At 66.8% G+C, this 14,845-nt stretch carries 17 protein-coding genes; 10 read left to right on the top strand and 7 right to left on the bottom strand.

Going from position 1 to position 14,845, the window contains the following annotated elements; genetic code table 11:
• Positions 1-380: FAD-dependent oxidoreductase (locus ACFTZB_RS32105; protein WP_378437743.1), on the bottom strand; the 380-nt coding region annotated here is incomplete at its 3' end.
• A 146-nt stretch (positions 381-526) separates the two neighbouring features.
• On the opposite strand from ACFTZB_RS32105, the gene ACFTZB_RS32100 reads away from it, so the two are divergent.
• The 3 genes from ACFTZB_RS32100 to dmpG are packed head-to-tail and all read left to right on the top strand — an operon-like array spanning position 527 to position 3,313.
• Positions 527-1,312: a 2-keto-4-pentenoate hydratase gene (locus tag ACFTZB_RS32100; protein WP_378437741.1), complete on the top strand. Its 786-nt coding sequence runs from the start codon at positions 527-529 to the stop codon at positions 1,310-1,312.
• 10 nt (positions 1,313-1,322) lie between these two features.
• Positions 1,323-2,225, top strand: coding sequence for an acetaldehyde dehydrogenase (acetylating) (locus ACFTZB_RS32095; RefSeq protein WP_378437738.1), 903 nt, complete (start codon positions 1,323-1,325; stop codon positions 2,223-2,225).
• A 44-nt stretch (positions 2,226-2,269) separates the two neighbouring features.
• Entirely contained in the window at positions 2,270-3,313 is a 1,044-nt protein-coding gene (gene dmpG / locus ACFTZB_RS32090) for a 4-hydroxy-2-oxovalerate aldolase (protein WP_378437747.1), read from the top strand.
• 28 nt (positions 3,314-3,341) lie between these two features.
• Here the strand turns inward: dmpG and ACFTZB_RS32085 are convergent, their stop codons facing one another.
• The 3 genes from ACFTZB_RS32085 to ACFTZB_RS32075 all read right to left on the bottom strand — a co-directional run bounded on the left by ACFTZB_RS32085 (position 3,342) and on the right by ACFTZB_RS32075 (position 5,394).
• The gene (locus tag ACFTZB_RS32085; protein WP_124396304.1) at positions 3,342-3,719 is read right to left on the bottom strand and encodes a VOC family protein; all 378 of its coding nucleotides are present in this window, start codon (positions 3,717-3,719) and stop codon (positions 3,342-3,344) included.
• 140 nt (positions 3,720-3,859) lie between these two features.
• Positions 3,860-4,207 carry a hypothetical protein gene (locus ACFTZB_RS32080; RefSeq protein WP_160102913.1) on the bottom strand — a complete coding sequence of 116 codons (348 nt, stop codon included), beginning with the start codon at positions 4,205-4,207 and terminating at the stop codon, positions 3,860-3,862.
• A gap of 2 nt (positions 4,208-4,209) precedes the next feature.
• The gene (locus ACFTZB_RS32075; RefSeq protein WP_378437735.1) at positions 4,210-5,394 is read right to left on the bottom strand and encodes a Rieske 2Fe-2S domain-containing protein; all 1,185 of its coding nucleotides are present in this window, start codon (positions 5,392-5,394) and stop codon (positions 4,210-4,212) included.
• A 190-nt stretch (positions 5,395-5,584) separates the two neighbouring features.
• On the opposite strand from ACFTZB_RS32075, the gene hsaA reads away from it, so the two are divergent.
• The 4 genes from hsaA to hsaB are packed head-to-tail and all read left to right on the top strand — an operon-like array spanning position 5,585 to position 9,133.
• Entirely contained in the window at positions 5,585-6,760 is a 1,176-nt protein-coding gene (gene hsaA, locus ACFTZB_RS32070) for a 3-hydroxy-9,10-secoandrosta-1,3,5(10)-triene-9,17-dione monooxygenase oxygenase subunit (RefSeq protein ID WP_378437733.1), read from the top strand.
• 8 nt (positions 6,761-6,768) lie between these two features.
• A complete protein-coding gene (gene hsaD, locus ACFTZB_RS32065; RefSeq protein WP_378437730.1) occupies positions 6,769-7,647 on the top strand; it encodes a 4,5:9,10-diseco-3-hydroxy-5,9,17-trioxoandrosta-1(10),2-diene-4-oate hydrolase in 879 nt (292 codons plus the stop codon).
• Positions 7,647-8,549, top strand: a complete 903-nt coding sequence (hsaC, locus tag ACFTZB_RS32060; protein ID WP_072939352.1) for an iron-dependent extradiol dioxygenase HsaC — start codon at positions 7,647-7,649, stop codon at positions 8,547-8,549. The genes hsaD and hsaC overlap by 1 nt, the downstream gene beginning before the upstream one ends.
• Before the next feature lie 5 nt (positions 8,550-8,554).
• Positions 8,555-9,133: a 3-hydroxy-9,10-secoandrosta-1,3,5(10)-triene-9,17-dione monooxygenase reductase subunit gene (gene hsaB, locus ACFTZB_RS32055; protein ID WP_378437745.1), complete on the top strand. Its 579-nt coding sequence runs from the start codon at positions 8,555-8,557 to the stop codon at positions 9,131-9,133.
• Positions 9,134-9,137: 4 nt separating this feature from the next.
• On the opposite strand, the gene ACFTZB_RS32050 is transcribed toward hsaB, so the two are convergent.
• Positions 9,138-10,586 (bottom strand): NAD-dependent succinate-semialdehyde dehydrogenase, encoded by a 1,449-nt coding sequence (locus ACFTZB_RS32050; protein WP_378437727.1) that lies wholly within the window; start codon positions 10,584-10,586, stop codon positions 9,138-9,140.
• 115 nt (positions 10,587-10,701) lie between these two features.
• On the opposite strand from ACFTZB_RS32050, the gene ACFTZB_RS32045 reads away from it, so the two are divergent.
• From ACFTZB_RS32045 to ACFTZB_RS32035, 3 genes are all read left to right on the top strand, one after another.
• Positions 10,702-11,943, top strand: a complete 1,242-nt coding sequence (locus ACFTZB_RS32045; RefSeq protein WP_378437724.1) for an aspartate aminotransferase family protein — start codon at positions 10,702-10,704, stop codon at positions 11,941-11,943.
• 68 nt (positions 11,944-12,011) lie between these two features.
• Complete coding sequence (locus tag ACFTZB_RS32040) at positions 12,012-12,506, top strand: DUF3830 family protein (protein WP_012691631.1); 495 nt, start codon at positions 12,012-12,014, stop codon at positions 12,504-12,506.
• A 69-nt stretch (positions 12,507-12,575) separates the two neighbouring features.
• Positions 12,576-13,397, top strand: a complete 822-nt coding sequence (locus tag ACFTZB_RS32035) for a PhzF family phenazine biosynthesis protein (RefSeq protein WP_378437722.1) — start codon at positions 12,576-12,578, stop codon at positions 13,395-13,397.
• Here the strand turns inward: ACFTZB_RS32035 and ACFTZB_RS32030 are convergent.
• Together ACFTZB_RS32030 and ACFTZB_RS32025 are read right to left on the bottom strand one after the other, a co-directional pair.
• Positions 13,394-14,560: an iron-containing alcohol dehydrogenase gene (locus tag ACFTZB_RS32030; protein ID WP_378437720.1), complete on the bottom strand. Its 1,167-nt coding sequence runs from the start codon at positions 14,558-14,560 to the stop codon at positions 13,394-13,396. The two genes, ACFTZB_RS32035 and ACFTZB_RS32030, sit on opposite strands and share 4 nt — an antisense overlap.
• 12 nt (positions 14,561-14,572) lie before the next feature.
• A partial coding sequence (locus ACFTZB_RS32025; protein WP_378437719.1) for an aldehyde dehydrogenase family protein occupies positions 14,573-14,845 on the bottom strand: 273 nt, incomplete at its 5' end.

Raw genomic sequence — 14,845 nt, 5'->3', positions numbered from 1 at the left:
CGACCGCCGGGGGCCTCCGGGTAGTAGTCGGGGTATTCGGGCACCCACTGCAGTTTCAGCGGGCTGTTCTTCAGCACGAACGACAGCATCTCGGGGCCGCGGTCGATGTAGGCGTCGATCCGGTCCTTCGGGACGACGTCGCCGATGATGTTGTGGAGGTAGGTCCGCGCGGCGTCGGTGGTGTCCTCGACGCCGGCGGCGATCAGCGCCTCGTTGTTCGGGATCCACACGCCACCGCCGGAGCGCGCGGTGGAGCCACCGAAGTGCGCTGCCTTTTCGAGGATGACGACGCTGAGTCCCTTGTGGGCCGCGGTCAGGGCCGCGGTCATTCCACCGGCACCGCTACCGACGACCACGATGTCGTATTCGTGCTTGCTCATGTAGAACACGTTATAGAATGATGGGGTTGTCAGTCCATCCTTTCTGCCAGGAAGTATTACTGACGCCAACGAAGAAGAACGAAACACGTTGCAGTGAAAACCGGTGGTGTGCGCACGCACACGAACTTCAGGGAAGGGCTCACACCATGCTCTCGACGCAACTACGCACCGAGTTGGCGGATCGGCTCGACACCGCGGAGCGCGGCCGCGCTCCCATCGGCCCCCTGACCGCGGACCATCCCGACATCGACGTGATTGACGCCTACGAGATCCAGCTCATCAACATCCGCCGCCGGCTGCAGGACGGGGCGAAGGTCGTCGGGCACAAGGTGGGCCTGTCCTCCCTCGCCATGCAGCAGATGATGGGCGTCGACGAACCCGACTACGGGCACCTGCTCGCCGACATGGAGGTGTTCGAGGACCAGCCCGTCGACACCGCCCGGTTCTGCTTCCCGCGCGTCGAGGTGGAGGTCGCGTTCGTGCTGGGCGCCGACCTCCCCGGCGCAGGCTGCACCGAACAGGACGTCCTCGACGCCACCGTGGCGTTCGCGCCGTCCATCGAACTGATCGACAGCCGGATCACCGACTGGAAGATCACCCTGCCGGACACGATCGCCGACAACGCGTCGTCCGCCGGCTTCGTGCTCGGCAAGAATCGGGTGCGGCCGGCGGACATCGACATCACAGCCATCGACGCCGTCCTGACGAGCAACGGCGAGACCAAGGCCGAGGGCCGCAGCGACGCGGTACTCGGCAACCCGGTGACCGCCGTCGCCTGGCTCGCGCAGAAGGTCGAGAGCTTCGGCGTGCGGTTGAAGGCCGGCGACATCGTGCTGCCCGGCTCCTGCACCCGCGCCATCGACGCGCACCCGGGCGATCACTTCCGCGCCGAGTTCAGTGGGCTCGGCACCGTATCCCTGCAGTTCAAGTAGGAGTCTGTTCATGACCAAGGCAAGTGTGGCGATCGTCGGCTCGGGCAACATCAGCACCGACCTGCTCTACAAGCTGCAGCGATCCGAGTGGCTCGAACCCCGCTGGATGATCGGGATCGACCCCGAGAGCGAGGGCCTGGCGCGGGCCCGCACGATGGGGCTGGAGACGTCCGCGGACGGCGTCGACTGGCTGCTGAACCAGCCGGAGAAACCCGACCTCGTCTTCGAGGCCACGTCGGCGTACGTACACCGGGAGGCCGCGCCGAAGTACGAGGCCGCCGGCATCCGCGCCGTCGACCTGACGCCCGCCGCCGTCGGACCCGCAGTGGTCCCGCCGGCCAACCTGCGCGAACACCTCGGCGCACCCAACGTCAACATGATCACGTGCGGCGGGCAGGCCACGATCCCCATCGTGTACGCCGTCTCCCGCGTCGTCGACGTGCCCTACGCCGAGATCGTCGCGTCGGTGGCGTCCGTCTCCGCGGGCCCGGGCACCCGCGCCAACATCGACGAGTTCACCAAGACCACCAGCCGCGGCATCGAGACCATCGGCGGAGCGCAGCGCGGCAAGGCCATCATCATCCTCAATCCCGCCGACCCGCCGATGATCATGCGCGACACGATCTTCTGTGCGATCCCCGAGGACGCCGACCGCGCCGCCATCACCGAGTCCATCCACCGCGTCGTCGCGGACATTCAGCAGTACGTCCCCGGCTACCGGCTACTGAACGAACCGCAGTTCGACGACCCGAGCGTCGTGTCGGGCGGGCAGGCGACGGTCACGACGTTCGTCGAAGTGGAGGGTGCAGGCGACTTCCTGCCGCCGTACGCGGGCAACCTCGACATCATGACCGCGGCGGCAACCAAGGTGGGCGAGGAGATCGCCCAGAAACTCCTGAGTGTGGAGGCATGAGCACAATGGTCCATTTCGAAGGGGCGAGCGGAGCGACGGGAAACATGAGCAGCAGCTGGGACATCCGCGTCACCGACACCTCCCTGCGGGACGGTTCGCACCACAAGCGGCACCAGTTCACCGGGGACGAGGTCCGGGCCATCGTCGGTGCCCTCGACGGCGCCGGGGTGCCCGTCATCGAGGTGACGCACGGCGACGGACTCGGTGGGTCCTCGTTCAACTACGGATTCTCCAAGGTGCCGGAGCAGGAACTCATCTCGATCGCCGTCGACACGGCGAAGAACGCGAAGATCGCGTTCCTGATGCTGCCCGGGCTCGGCATCAAGGACGACATCATCGTCGCCCAGGACAACGGCGCGTCGATCTGCCGCATCGCCACGCACTGCACCGAGGCGGACGTGTCCGTTCAGCATTTCGGGCTGGCCCGCGAGCGTGGTCTCGAGACCGTCGGCTTCCTGATGATGGCGCATTCCATATCGCCGGAGAAGCTCGCCGAGCAGGCCCGCATCATGGCCGACGCCGGCTGCCAGTGCGTGTACGTCGTCGACTCCGCGGGCGCCCTCGTGCTCGAGCAGGTGTCGGACCGCGTCGAGGCGCTGGTGCGGGAACTCGGCTCGGACGCGCAGGTCGGCTTCCACGGTCACGAGAACCTCGGCCTCGGCGTGGCCAATTCGATCGCCGCGATCCGGGCGGGCGCCAAGCAGATCGACGGCAGCACAAGACGATTCGGTGCCGGTGCCGGAAACGCGCCGGTCGAGGCGATCGTCGGCGTCTGCGACAAGATCGGTGTCAAGACGGGCATCGACTTCTTCGCCATCGCCGACGCCGCCGAGGACGTGGTGCGGCCCGCGATGCCCGCCGAATGCCTCCTGGACCGGCAGGCCCTGATGATGGGGTACGCGGGCGTCTATTCGAGCTTCCTCAAGCACGCCGAACGCCAGGCCGAACGGTACGGCGTCTCGTCCGCCGAACTCCTCGTCCGCGCGGGCAAACGCAAACTCGTCGGCGGCCAGGAAGACCAGCTCATCGACATTGCGCTCGAACTGCAGCGCGAGAATGCGGCTGCGCCGCCCGTGAGCACTTCTTAACGTCGGGCGGTTAACAAGTACTCACGGGTCAGCGGGCGGTCTCCCACAGCCCGACGACGTTGCCCTCCGAGTCGGTGAAGTACGCGGCGAAACCCATGTTCCCGACGGGTGTTCTGCCGGTGACGGTCTTCCCGCCGAGGGATTCGATCCGTTCGAGGGCGGATTCGATGCTCTCGACGTCGACGGTGACCACGGGGGAGGTCACCTCCCCGCGCTGCATCATGCCGCCGTTGATGTAGCCGGGCTCGTCGGGCATGCCGCTCTCGCCGACGGGTCCGGTGGTCACCATGCTGTATTCCATGTCGGGGATCTCGGCGATGGCCCACCCGAATGCGTCGCGATAGAACGCACGTGCGCGGTCACCGTCGTCGAAGGGGATCTCGAAGTGCACGATTCGGCCTGTCATGGCACGCCTCCGGTGTTTCGGCTGACGCCGCCGCGTCCGACGGCACATTCCAGCGTAAGCGCCCGATGTGACATTCGTGCAGCTCCTGACTGCACGAATGTCACATCGGGCGAACTACCCGGGCGCGCAGGCGCCGGCGACTATTCGACTCGATCTCGCACGTCGATGAACCCCTCCATCACCGCGTGATCGATGCTGTCCCACAGCCGCGGGCACCCCTCCCGGAGCGCGGTGGACTTTCCCTCGCCGACGGCGTCCCGGAAGGTCGGGCACGTCTTCGCGGGGTCGTCCGTCCACTGGACGCTCGTGTGCTTGAGGCTGTTCTTGCGCACCAGCACACAGGTTCCGCACGTACGGCACTCGACTTCGTTCATGCCGTCGTCGAGGTAGGTGGCCTTGTCGGCCACCGTCTGCGCATGAATGGCCTCGAGCCGAGCAGGCTGCCCGGCGAAGTCGGGAGCTTTGGCCCATTCTGTCGAGGCACTCATGATCAGACCTGCGCTTCCCTGCTGTCGGACGCCTCGGCGGTCGCATTCTCGGACCCCTCGGCGGCCTCACGTTCGGCCTTCTGCCGGGCCAGGTTCTCGTCGACCTCGTGCTGCCAGGCCTCGTTGGCCTTGGTGGTGTCGACCTCGAACTCGAAGCGCTGCGTCATCTTGTCCGTGACGTCGGCGACGTCGACGTAGAACTGGTCGTACCAGCGTCGCAGCTGGTAGACCGGGCCGTCCTCGTCGCAGAGCAGGGGGTTGTCGATCTTGGTCTTGTTCTTCCAGATCTCGACGTCCTGCAGGAAGCCTTCGGCGATGCCCTCGGTGAACTTCGCGGCCAGCTTGTCGGCCGTCACGTCGTCGATGCCGGTGGGTTTCTTGACGGTGACGCCGTACTGGAGCACGAACGAATTGTTCGTCACCGGATAGTGGCAGTTGATGAGAACGCTCTCGACCTCGTATCCGCCGTAACTGTTCCACAGCGGATTGATCATGTAGGACGGGCCGTAGTACGCAGCTTCGGAGCGCAGCAGCGATTCCATGCCGTACTGCGTCGCCATCCCGACGTCGGGGCGGCCCTTCGTGTTGAGGTACTGCGTCGCGATGTGGCCTTCGAAGACGTTCTTGAAGTATGTCGGGAACGCGTAGTGGATGTAGAAGAAGTGCGCCATGTCGACGACGTTGTCGATGATCTCGCGGCAGTTGGAGCCCTCGATCAGCATCGAGTTCCAGGTCCAGTCGGTCCAGTCGTCGCTGTAGGCACCCTCGATGCGGGGGATGGTGACGTTCTCCGGCGGGGGGTTGCCCTCCGGGTCGTTCCAGACGAACAGTTGACCGTTCTGCTCGAGCGTGATCCATGCCCGGGTGCGGGCGATCGGGGGAACCCGGCGTGCGTAGGGAATGCTGGTGCACTTGCCGTTGCCGCCCCAGCGCCAGTCGTGGAACGGGCAGGCCACGGAATCGCCCTTCACGGTGCCCTGCGACAGGTCTCCGCCCATGTGCCGGCAGTACGCGTCGAGAACCTTCAGTTCGCCCTTGCTGTCGGCGAAGACGACGAGCTTGGTGCCGAATGCCTCGATCGAATGCGGTTTGCCGTCCGTGAACGTCTTGGTCAAACCGAGGCAGTGCCAACCACGCGCGAAGCGCGTCTGGACCGTGCCCACATCGATCTCGCGAATCTGCGCCATTGTGCCCTCACATCCCTTCATGCTGTTAGTAGAACACGTTATAGAACTTCGCCACGATCCGCCAGATTTCCGGAGGCTTTCTTCCAGACCCGGGGCGTCAAACAGCGCATTTGCCGGTATCTCGACATAAATGGGAACGTGTTCTAGTCTCAGAAGACAGGTGAACCATCGAACGAGACAGGAGCGTCCTGTGGGTGACCATGACAGTCACGAGGTGATGCAGCGGCTCGACGCACTACTGCCGACGCTGCGAGAGCGGGCACAGGAGACCGAGGATCTCCGTCGTATCCCCGACGATTCCATGAAGGCGCTCCAGGAGACCGGATTCTTCCGGTTGCTCCAGCCCGAACAGTGGGGTGGATATCAGGCGGATCCGGTGCTCTTCTACTCCGCGGTGCGGAAGATCGCGAGCGCGTGCGGTTCCACCGGGTGGGTCTCGTCGATCATCGGTGTCCACAACTGGCACCTCGCGCTGTTCTCCCAGCAGGCGCAGGAGGACGTGTGGGACAACGACACCGACGTCCGCATCTCGTCGTCGTACGCGCCGATGGGCGCAGGCCAGGTCGTCGACGGCGGATACACGGTCAACGGCGCGTGGGCCTGGTCCTCCGGCTGTGATCACGCCACCTGGGCGGTGCTCGGCGGCCCCGTCGTCAAGGACGGCCGCCCCGTCGACTTCGTCAGCTTCCTGATCCCCCGCGAGGACTACCGGATCGACGACGTGTGGAACGTGGTCGGGCTCCGCGGAACCGGCAGCAACACCGTGGTGGTCGAGGACGTGTTCGTCCCGCGGCACCGCGTCCTCAGCTTCAAGGCGATGAGCACCCTCACCGCGCCCGGGCTCGAGCGCAACACCGCGCCCGTCTACAAGATGCCCTGGGGGACAATCCATCCCACCACCATCTCCGCGCCGATCGTCGGGATGGCCTACGGCGCCTACGACGCCCACGTGGAACACCAGGGCAAGCGGGTCCGCGCGGCGTTCGCCGGCGAAAAGGCGAAGGACGACCCGTTCGCGAAGGTCCGCATCGCCGAGGCCTCGAGTGACATCGACGCCGCGTGGCGCCAGTTGTCCGGCAACGTCGCCGACGAGTACGCGCTGCTCGTCGCCGGTGAGGAAGTGCCGTTCGAGCTGCGACTGCGGGCGCGCCGCGACCAGGTGCGCGCCACCGGCCGCGCCATTTCGTCCATCGACAAACTGTTCGAGAGCTCGGGGGCCACCGCGCTGGCCAACGGCACCCCGCTGCAACGGTTCTGGCGGGACGCGCACGCCGGACGCGTCCATGCGGCCAACGATCCCGAGCGCGCCTACGTCATGTACGGCACAGGCGAATTCGGACTGCCCATCACCGACACGATGGTCTAGGAGAACACGTGACGACGACCGAAGAAGCCCTCACGTTCGAGTCCACCTCGAAGTTCGCCCAGGTGCGGCCCGACCTGAGGTTGCACTACCACGAGGCCGGCGTCGGCAACGACACCACGATCGTGCTGCTGCACGGCGGTGGTCCCGGTGCGTCGTCGTGGTCGAACTTCGCCAGGAACATCCCGGTCCTCGCCGAGAAATTCCACGTGCTCGCCGTCGACCAGCCGGGATACGGGTTGTCGGACAAGCCGACCGAGCACCCGCAGTACTTCGTGCACAGTGCGTCCGCGCTGAAGGATCTGCTCGACACCCTCGGCATCGGTGGACGCGTCCACCTGCTCGGCAATTCTCTCGGTGGCGGTGCCGCAGTGCGTTTCGCGCTCGACTACCCGGACCGCGCCGGCCGGCTGGTGTTGATGGGGCCGGGCGGGCTGAGCGTCAACCTGTTCGCCCCGGACCCGACCGAGGGTGTCAAGAACCTCGGCAGGTTCGGCTACCAGCCCACCCGCGAGAACCTCGAGGCGTTCCTGCGCATCATGGTGTTCGATCAGAAGCTGATCACCGACGACCTGATCGACGAACGGTTCGCCGCCGCAAGCACCCCCGAGTCGCTCGCCGCGGCGAAGGCGATGGGAAAGTCGTTCTCCTCGGCCGATTTCGAACTGGGCATGCTCTGGCGTGACGCCTACAAGCTGCGCCAGCGGGTGCTGCTGATCTGGGGTCGCGAAGACCGGGTCAACCCGCTCGACGGTGCGCTGGTGGCGCTGAAGATGATCCCGCGGGCGCAGCTGCACGTGTTCGGCGGGTGCGGACACTGGGCGCAGCTGGAGAAGTTCGACGAGTTCAACCGCCTGGCAACCGATTTCCTCCTGGACGGGGATAAGTGATGAGTATTCGTTCACTGGCGTACATGCGCATCGAGGCCACCGACATGGCCGCGTGGCGCGAATACGGTCTCAAGGTGCTCGGCATGGTCGAGGGCAAGGGTTCCGACCCGGACGCCCTGTATCTGCGGATGGACGACTTCCCGGCTCGTCTCGTGATCTTCCCGGGGGAGCACGACCGGCTGTCGGTGTCGGGCTGGGAGACGGCGAATGCGGCGGAGCTGCAGGAGGTTCGCGACAACCTGTCCGCGGCCGGCGTCGCGTTCAAGGAGGGCACGGCAGAACAACTGCAGGACCGCAGGGTCGACGAGCTGATCACGTTCGAAGACCCGTCCGGCAACACGCTCGAGGCGTTCCACGGCGCCGCCCTCGAACATCGGCGGGTGGTCAGCCCGTACGGGCACAAGTTCGTCACCGGTGAGCAGGGGCTCGGGCACGTCGTCCTCTCGACGACGGACGACGAGGCGTCGCTGCACTTCTACCGCGACGTCCTCGGTTTCCGCCTGCGCGACTCGATGCGGCTGCCCCCGCAGATGGTCGGGCGGCCCGCGGACGGCAAACCGGCGTGGTTGCGATTCTTCGGCTGCAATCCGCGGCACCACAGCCTCGCGTTCCTGCCGATGCCCACGCCCAGCGGCATCGTGCACCTCATGATCGAGGTCGAGAACTCCGACGACGTCGGGTTGTGCCTCGACCGCGCGCTCCGCAAGAAAGTCAAGATGTCGGCCACACTGGGCCGTCACGTCAACGACCTGATGCTGTCGTTCTACATGAAGACACCCGGCGGGTTCGACGTCGAATTCGGTTGCGAGGGACGTCAGGTCGAGGACGAGAGCTGGATTGCGAGGGAGAGCACGGCCGTCAGCCTGTGGGGTCACGACTTCAGCGTCGGGATGCAGCCGTGAGCGAGATGACCGGGGACGGGGCCGTCGCGGCCGAGGCGATCGACCCGCGACGGTTCCGGACGGTGCTCGGCCAGTTCTGCACCGGGGTCACCATCATCACGACCGTCGACGACGGCGAACCGGTGGGGTTCGCCTGCCAGTCGTTCGCCGCGCTGTCGCTGGAACCGCCGCTGGTGCTGTTCTGCCCGACGAAGACGTCGCGGTCGTGGGCGGCGATCGAGCGCAGCGGCGTGTTCTGCGTCAACGTGCTCGCGGAAGAGCAGCAGTCGACGTGCGCCCGGTTCGGATCCCGCGAACCGGACAAGTTCGCCGGAATCGACTGGACGGCGTCGCCGCTGGGGTCGCCGATCCTCACCGGGTCGCTCGCCCACATCGACTGCTCGCTCGAGAGCGTGCACGACGGCGGCGACCACTGGGTCGCGTTCGGCCGGGTCTCCTCCCTGAGCGAGATCAAGGAGGAGCGGCCGTTGCTGTTCTACCGCGGTCAGTACACCGGCATCGAACCGGACAAGACCGTGCCCGCGCCGTGGCGGGACGACCTCGAGGCGTTCCTCACCACGTCGTCGGAAGACACCTGGCTCTAGATATCTAGACGGCGACCCCGATGTATTTGGTCTCGAGGAACTCGTCGATACCGGTGGTCCCGCCCTCGCGTCCGAGCCCGGATTCCTTCACGCCGCCGAACGGTGCGGCCGGGTTCGACACCACACCCTGGTTCAGTCCGACCATGCCCGACTCCAGCGCCTCGCACACGCGGATGCCGCGCTTGAGGCTCTCGGTGTACACGTAGGCCACCAGCCCGTACGGAGTGTCGTTGGCGCGCTCGACGGCCTCGGCCTCGGTCTCGAACGTGCTGATCGCGGCGACGGGGCCGAAGATCTCGTTGTGGCACATCTCGGCGTCGTCGGGGACGCCCGTCAGCACCGTCGCCGGGTAGAAGTTGCCCGGGCGGTCGAGCGCCTCGCCTCCGGTGAGCACGGTGGCGCCGCGGTCGATCGCGTCCGCGACGAGGCTGCTCACCTTGGCGACGGCGGCCTCGTCGATCAGCGGTCCGACGACGACGCCGTCCTCGGTGCCGCGCCCGACGGGCAGCGCCTCCATCCGCTGCGTGAGCTTGCGCGTGAATTCCTCGGCGACCGAACTGTGCACGAGGATGCGGTTGGCGGCCGTGCAGGCCTGGCCGATGTTGCGCATCTTCGCGGCCATCGCGCCGTCGACGGCATCGTCGAGATTCGCGTCGTCGAACACGAGGAACGGCGCATTGCCGCCGAGTTCCATGGACGTGCGCATCACGGTGCGGGCGCACAGTTCCAGCAGATGCTTCCCGACCTTGGTCGACCCGGTGAACGACAGCTTGCGGGCCCGGCCGTCGAGGATGAGGGGAGTGATGACCTCGTCGGGGCTGGACGTGGTGACGACGTTGACGACGCCGTCCGGCAGTCCGGCCTCGGTGAGGATGTCGGCGAGCGCCAGGATCGACAGCGGCGTCTGGGCGGCCGGTTTGATGACGGACGTGCATCCGGCGGCGATCGCGGGCCCGATCTTGCGGGTGCCCATCGCCATCGGGAAGTTCCACGGGGTGATGAGCAGGCTCGGCCCGACGGGCTGTTTGGTGACGAGGAATCGCGATCCGCCGCCCGGCGCCGTCGTGTAACCGCCGTCGATGCGGACGGCTTCCTCCGCGAACCAGCGGAAGAATTCTGCGGCATAGGCGATTTCACCACGCGCCTCGGCGAGCGGCTTGCCCATCTCGAGTGTCATGACGAGCGCGAGCCGGTCGACGTTCTCGAGCAGCAGACGGTGCGCGTTCATGAGGATGGTGCTGCGTTCGCGGGGCGTGGTGGCCGCCCACGACGGTTGCGCCGCCACCGCGGCGTCGAGCGCCTCGCGGGCCTCCGTGGCGTCGGCGTCGGCGACCGTGCACAGGAGTTGTCCGGTGGACGGGTCGTGGACCGGCATGGTGCGTGCACTGTCGCGCCACTTGCCGCCGATGAACAGGCCGGTCTGCACCGATCCGATTGCTGCGTCCTCGAGCATGATTTTTCCCCGTTCTCCGTTGCCGTAGGGACGCCCCCATGTTATACATATTGTCAACAATCTGACAATGCACTTTGCCGACATCCGACGGCATCTACGCGTGGGAGGGTTACCCGTGACTCGGCTATCTCCACTGCTCGCTCAGGCCACACCCGTGACGGTCGATCACGGTGAAGGTTGTTACCTCTACGGCACCGACGGCCGCCGCTATCTCGACTTCACCGCGGGCATCGGCGTCACCAGTACCGGGCACTGCCACCCGCACGTCGTCGAGGCCGCCCGCAGGCAGGTCGGCTCCCTGATCCACGGCCAATACACCACGGTCATGCACCAGCCGATGCTCGAACTCGTCGACCGCCTGGGGTCGGTGCTGCCCGAAGGACTCGACTCGCTGTTCTTCGCGAACTCCGGCAGCGAGGCCGTGGAGGCGTCGCTGCGACTGTCCCGGCAGGCGACCGGCAGGCCCAACGTGATCGTCTTCCACGGCGGATTCCACGGACGCACCGTCGCGACGGCGACGATGACCACGTCCGGCACCCGGTTCTCGGCCGGCTTCAGCCCGCTGATGGGCGGTGTGCACGTGGCACCGTTCCCCAACGCGTACCGCTACGGCTGGTCCGAGGAGGAGGCCACCGCGTTCGCGCTCAGGGAACTCGACTACATCTTCGCGACGCTCACCGCGCCGAACGAGACGGCCGCGTTCGTCGTCGAACCGGTTCTCGGCGAGGGCGGGTACGTGCCCGGCAACACCGCGTTCTTCCAGGGGCTCCGCGAGCGCGCCGACCGCTACGGCATCCTGCTCGTCATCGACGAGATCCAGACCGGGTTCGGTCGCACCGGCAAGTTCTTCGGGCACCAGCACTTCGACGTCCGCCCCGACATCATCACCATCGCCAAGGGTCTGGCCAGCGGCTTCCCACTGTCGGGCATCGCGGCGTCCGAGGAGCTGATGTCCAAGGGCTGGCCGGGGTCGCAGGGCGGAACCTACGGCGGCAACGCCGTCTCCTGCGCGGCCGCGATCGCAACACTCGAGGTCATCGAGAAGGAAGACCTCGTCGCCAACGCCGCCGCCCGGGGCGCGCAGTTGCTCGACGGTGCCCGCCGGAACGCCATCGACGGGATCGGCGACGTCCGCGGCCTCGGACTGCTCGTGGGCAGCGAGTTCACCGCTGCCGACGGCACCGCCGACCGTGCGAAAGCGGCTGCGGCGCAGCAACTGGCAGCGAAGAAGGGGTTGCTGCTGTTGACCTGCGGCGCCCACATGAACGTGGTACGGATGATTCCACCGCTCATCGTGACGGCAGACCAGATCGAGGACGCCCTGAAGATCTGGTCCGAGGTACTCGACGAAGTGTGACCAGCACCCGTGAGTACTTGTTAACCGCGGGCGGTTAAGAAGTACTCACGGGCTCCGAAGGAGGACCTGTGGCTCGCTACATCACCATCACACTGGACAAGCGCGGCGTGACGTGCCGCGCCCGGCTTCTCGACGAGGACGCACCGCTCACGTGCGACGCGGTGTGGGACGTCCTTCCACAGAGCGGCGACGCGTACCACGCCAAGTACGCGCGCAACGAGGTGTACACGCTGATCCCGCGGATCACGGCGGCACCGCGGCGGGAAAATCCCACCGTCACACCGATTCCCGGTGACGTGTGCCTGTTCGACTTCGAGCCCTGGGAGATCGGCAACTCCGCCTACGGGTACGAACCCGGCTCCGAGGCGCACGCCGCACAGGGCGCCACCGACCTCGCGATCTTCTACGGCCGCAACAACCTGTTGCTCAATGGCGACGTCGGCTGGGTGCCCGGCAACGTGTTCGCCGCCATCGAGGAGGGGCTGCCGGAACTGGCGGCCGCGTGCAACGACCTCTGGATGCGCGGGGTCGAGGGCGAGACGATGAGCTTCGCGCGCGCCTGACTCGACCGGTCCAGAGTGTGCGTGATGGCCCTCGACGACGTTCGGGGGCATCCGCCACCATCGGACGGTATGAAGCTGGACATCCATCAGATCGACGCATTCGCCGCCGGACCGTTCGAGGGCAACCCGGCGGCGATCATGCCGCTGACCGACTGGCTGGACGACGCGGTTCTCCAGCAACTCGCCGAAGAAAACAATCTGTCCGAGACGGCGTTCTACACCGCCCGCCTTCCCGCGGATGCGACGCCTCACGACCGGGCACATCCGGCGTATCACCTGCGGTGGTTCACGCCGGCGGTCGAGGTTGATCTGTGCGGTCATGCGACGCTCGCCGCCGCCGCGCAGATCCTCGAGGACGTGCACCCGGACGCCGACCGGATCCAGTTCTGGACGCGCAGCGGCTGGCTGACCGTCGACCGCGGACCGGACGCCACGCTGGTGATGGATTTTCCGGCCGAGGCGCCGGTGCCGACCGCCGCCGATCCTCGGATCGTCGCAGCACTCGGCATCCCGGTGCAGGAGTGCCTGGAGGCCACCGACCTCGTGTTCGTCGCGGAATCCGAACACGACATCGCGTCGATGACCCCCGACTTCACCGTGATCAGCCCGCTGAAGGTGCGCGGCGTCGTCGTCACCGCGGCATCGGACGCGGACGGGGTCGACTTCGTGTCGCGCTGGTTCGGTGCCGCGGCCGGCGTGAAGGAAGACCCGGTGACCGGTTCCGCGCACTCGCAGATCGCGCCGTACTGGGCTGCCACGCTGGGGCGTGGCAACCTCGTCGGACGGCAACTGTCGGCGCGCGGCGGAACCGTTCACTGCGACGTGCGCGGCGACCGCGTCCACCTGTCCGGGGCGTACCGGCGGTACCTCAGAGGAACCGTCGAGTTCTAGCTCTGGCTGAAGACCTCCGCGTACAGCGTCTCGATCTGCTCGGCGGTGGGCGCGACCGGGTTGTTGCCGGGCGATCCGGACGCCAGCGCCTGCTCTGCCATCAACGGAATGAGGCCGTCCCAGGCGTCGCGGTCGATCCTGTATTCGAGCGGGGTCGGCACCTTCAGATCGTGGCACAGGGTGCTCAGCGTCTCGACGAGGAACTGCGCGGCCACGGAGTCGCCTGCCGATTCCGACGCGGCGCCGAACGCCCGCGCGCAGTCGGCGTAGCGGCTCTCCGCGCCCTGTACGGAGAACGCTGTGATCGCGGGAAGCAGCATGGCATTCGACAGCCCGTGTGCGACATGGAAATGCGCACCGATCGGCCGGCTCATCCCGTGGACCAGCGCCACACTCGAGTTGGAGAACGCCATGCCGGCCTGGGTGGACGCGACCATCATCGCTTCCCGCGCGGTGCGATTCTCACCGTCCGCGTAGGCCGTGCGGATGTGCTTGCCGATGGTGCGGATCGCGGCGAGAGCGAGTCCGTCGGTGAACGGCTGGGCCTTCTTGCTGACATACGCCTCGATGGCATGGGTGAGGGCATCGATTCCGGTGTCGGCGGTCAGTCGCGGCGGCATCGACATCGTGAGTTCGAAATCCACGATCGCGGCGATCGGCAGGAACGACAGCCCGGGGCACAGCATCTTCTCGTCGGACGCGCTGTCGCTGATAACGGTGAACTGCGTCGCCTCGGAGCCGCTGCCTGCGGTGGTCGGGATCGCGATGATCGGCAGCGCCTTCCCGGTGTACACGTGCGGTGCCTTGTACGAGCGCATCTCGCCGCCGTTCGCGGACAGCACGGCCAGCGCCTTCGCGGTGTCCATCGGACTGCCGCCGCCGAACCCGATCACCGAATCCGCCCGGTGTTCGGCGACGATCCTCAGCCCGTCCGCCAGGGAATCGGTGGTGGGGTCGGGCACCGTGCCGTCGAACAGGGCCGGGTCCTTGCCCGCCGACCGGAGGAGGGCCATCACCCGGTCGGCTGCACCGGTGCCGACGAGGTAGGAGTCGGTGACGAGGACCGGTCTCTGCAGACCCAATTGGTCGACGACCGAGCCGATCTCGTCGACTGCTCCGGCCCCGATCCTGGCGAAACGGGGGAGTGAGAGGTGTGCGCTCATGGGAGAGGTTCCTTACGCGTTCTGGGGGAATCCGAGGTTGAGGCCGCCGTGGCTGGGGTCGAGCCAGCGGGTGGTGACGACTTTGCCGCGGGTGAAGAAGTGGACGCCTTCGGCGCCGTGGGCGTGGGTGTCGCCGAACAGGGAGTTCTTCCAGCCACCGAAGGAGTAGTAAGCCATCGGGACCGGGATCGGGACGTTGATGCCGACCATGCCGACCTCGACCTCGTTCTGGAACCGGCGGGCGGCGCCGCCGTCGTTGGTGAAGATGGCGGTGCCGTTGCCGAA

Origin of the sequence: Rhodococcus sp. NPDC057014 (assembly GCF_042673295.1) — a bacterium.
GTDB lineage: Bacteria > Actinomycetota > Actinomycetes > Mycobacteriales > Mycobacteriaceae > Rhodococcus_F.
This window is presented reverse-complemented; position numbering and strand designations above follow the sequence as displayed.

Excerpts from the sequence above, each read along its gene's own strand:
- ACFTZB_RS32100 (WP_378437741.1), top strand. The coding sequence starts at position 527 with ATGCTCTCGACGCAACTACGCACCGAGTTGGCGGATCGGCTCGACACC.
- ACFTZB_RS32095 (WP_378437738.1), top strand. The coding sequence starts at position 1,323 with ATGACCAAGGCAAGTGTGGCGATCGTCGGCTCGGGCAACATCAGCACC.
- dmpG (WP_378437747.1), top strand. The coding sequence starts at position 2,270 with ATGAGCAGCAGCTGGGACATCCGCGTCACCGACACCTCCCTGCGGGAC.
- ACFTZB_RS32085 (WP_124396304.1), bottom strand. The coding sequence starts at position 3,719 with ATGACAGGCCGAATCGTGCACTTCGAGATCCCCTTCGACGACGGTGAC.
- ACFTZB_RS32080 (WP_160102913.1), bottom strand. The coding sequence starts at position 4,207 with ATGAGTGCCTCGACAGAATGGGCCAAAGCTCCCGACTTCGCCGGGCAG.
- ACFTZB_RS32075 (WP_378437735.1), bottom strand. The coding sequence starts at position 5,394 with ATGGCGCAGATTCGCGAGATCGATGTGGGCACGGTCCAGACGCGCTTC.
- hsaC (WP_072939352.1), top strand. The coding sequence starts at position 7,647 with ATGAGTATTCGTTCACTGGCGTACATGCGCATCGAGGCCACCGACATG.
- hsaB (WP_378437745.1), top strand. The coding sequence starts at position 8,555 with ATGACCGGGGACGGGGCCGTCGCGGCCGAGGCGATCGACCCGCGACGG.
- ACFTZB_RS32050 (WP_378437727.1), bottom strand. The coding sequence starts at position 10,586 with ATGCTCGAGGACGCAGCAATCGGATCGGTGCAGACCGGCCTGTTCATC.
- ACFTZB_RS32035 (WP_378437722.1), top strand. The coding sequence starts at position 12,576 with ATGAAGCTGGACATCCATCAGATCGACGCATTCGCCGCCGGACCGTTC.
- ACFTZB_RS32030 (WP_378437720.1), bottom strand. The coding sequence starts at position 14,560 with ATGAGCGCACACCTCTCACTCCCCCGTTTCGCCAGGATCGGGGCCGGA.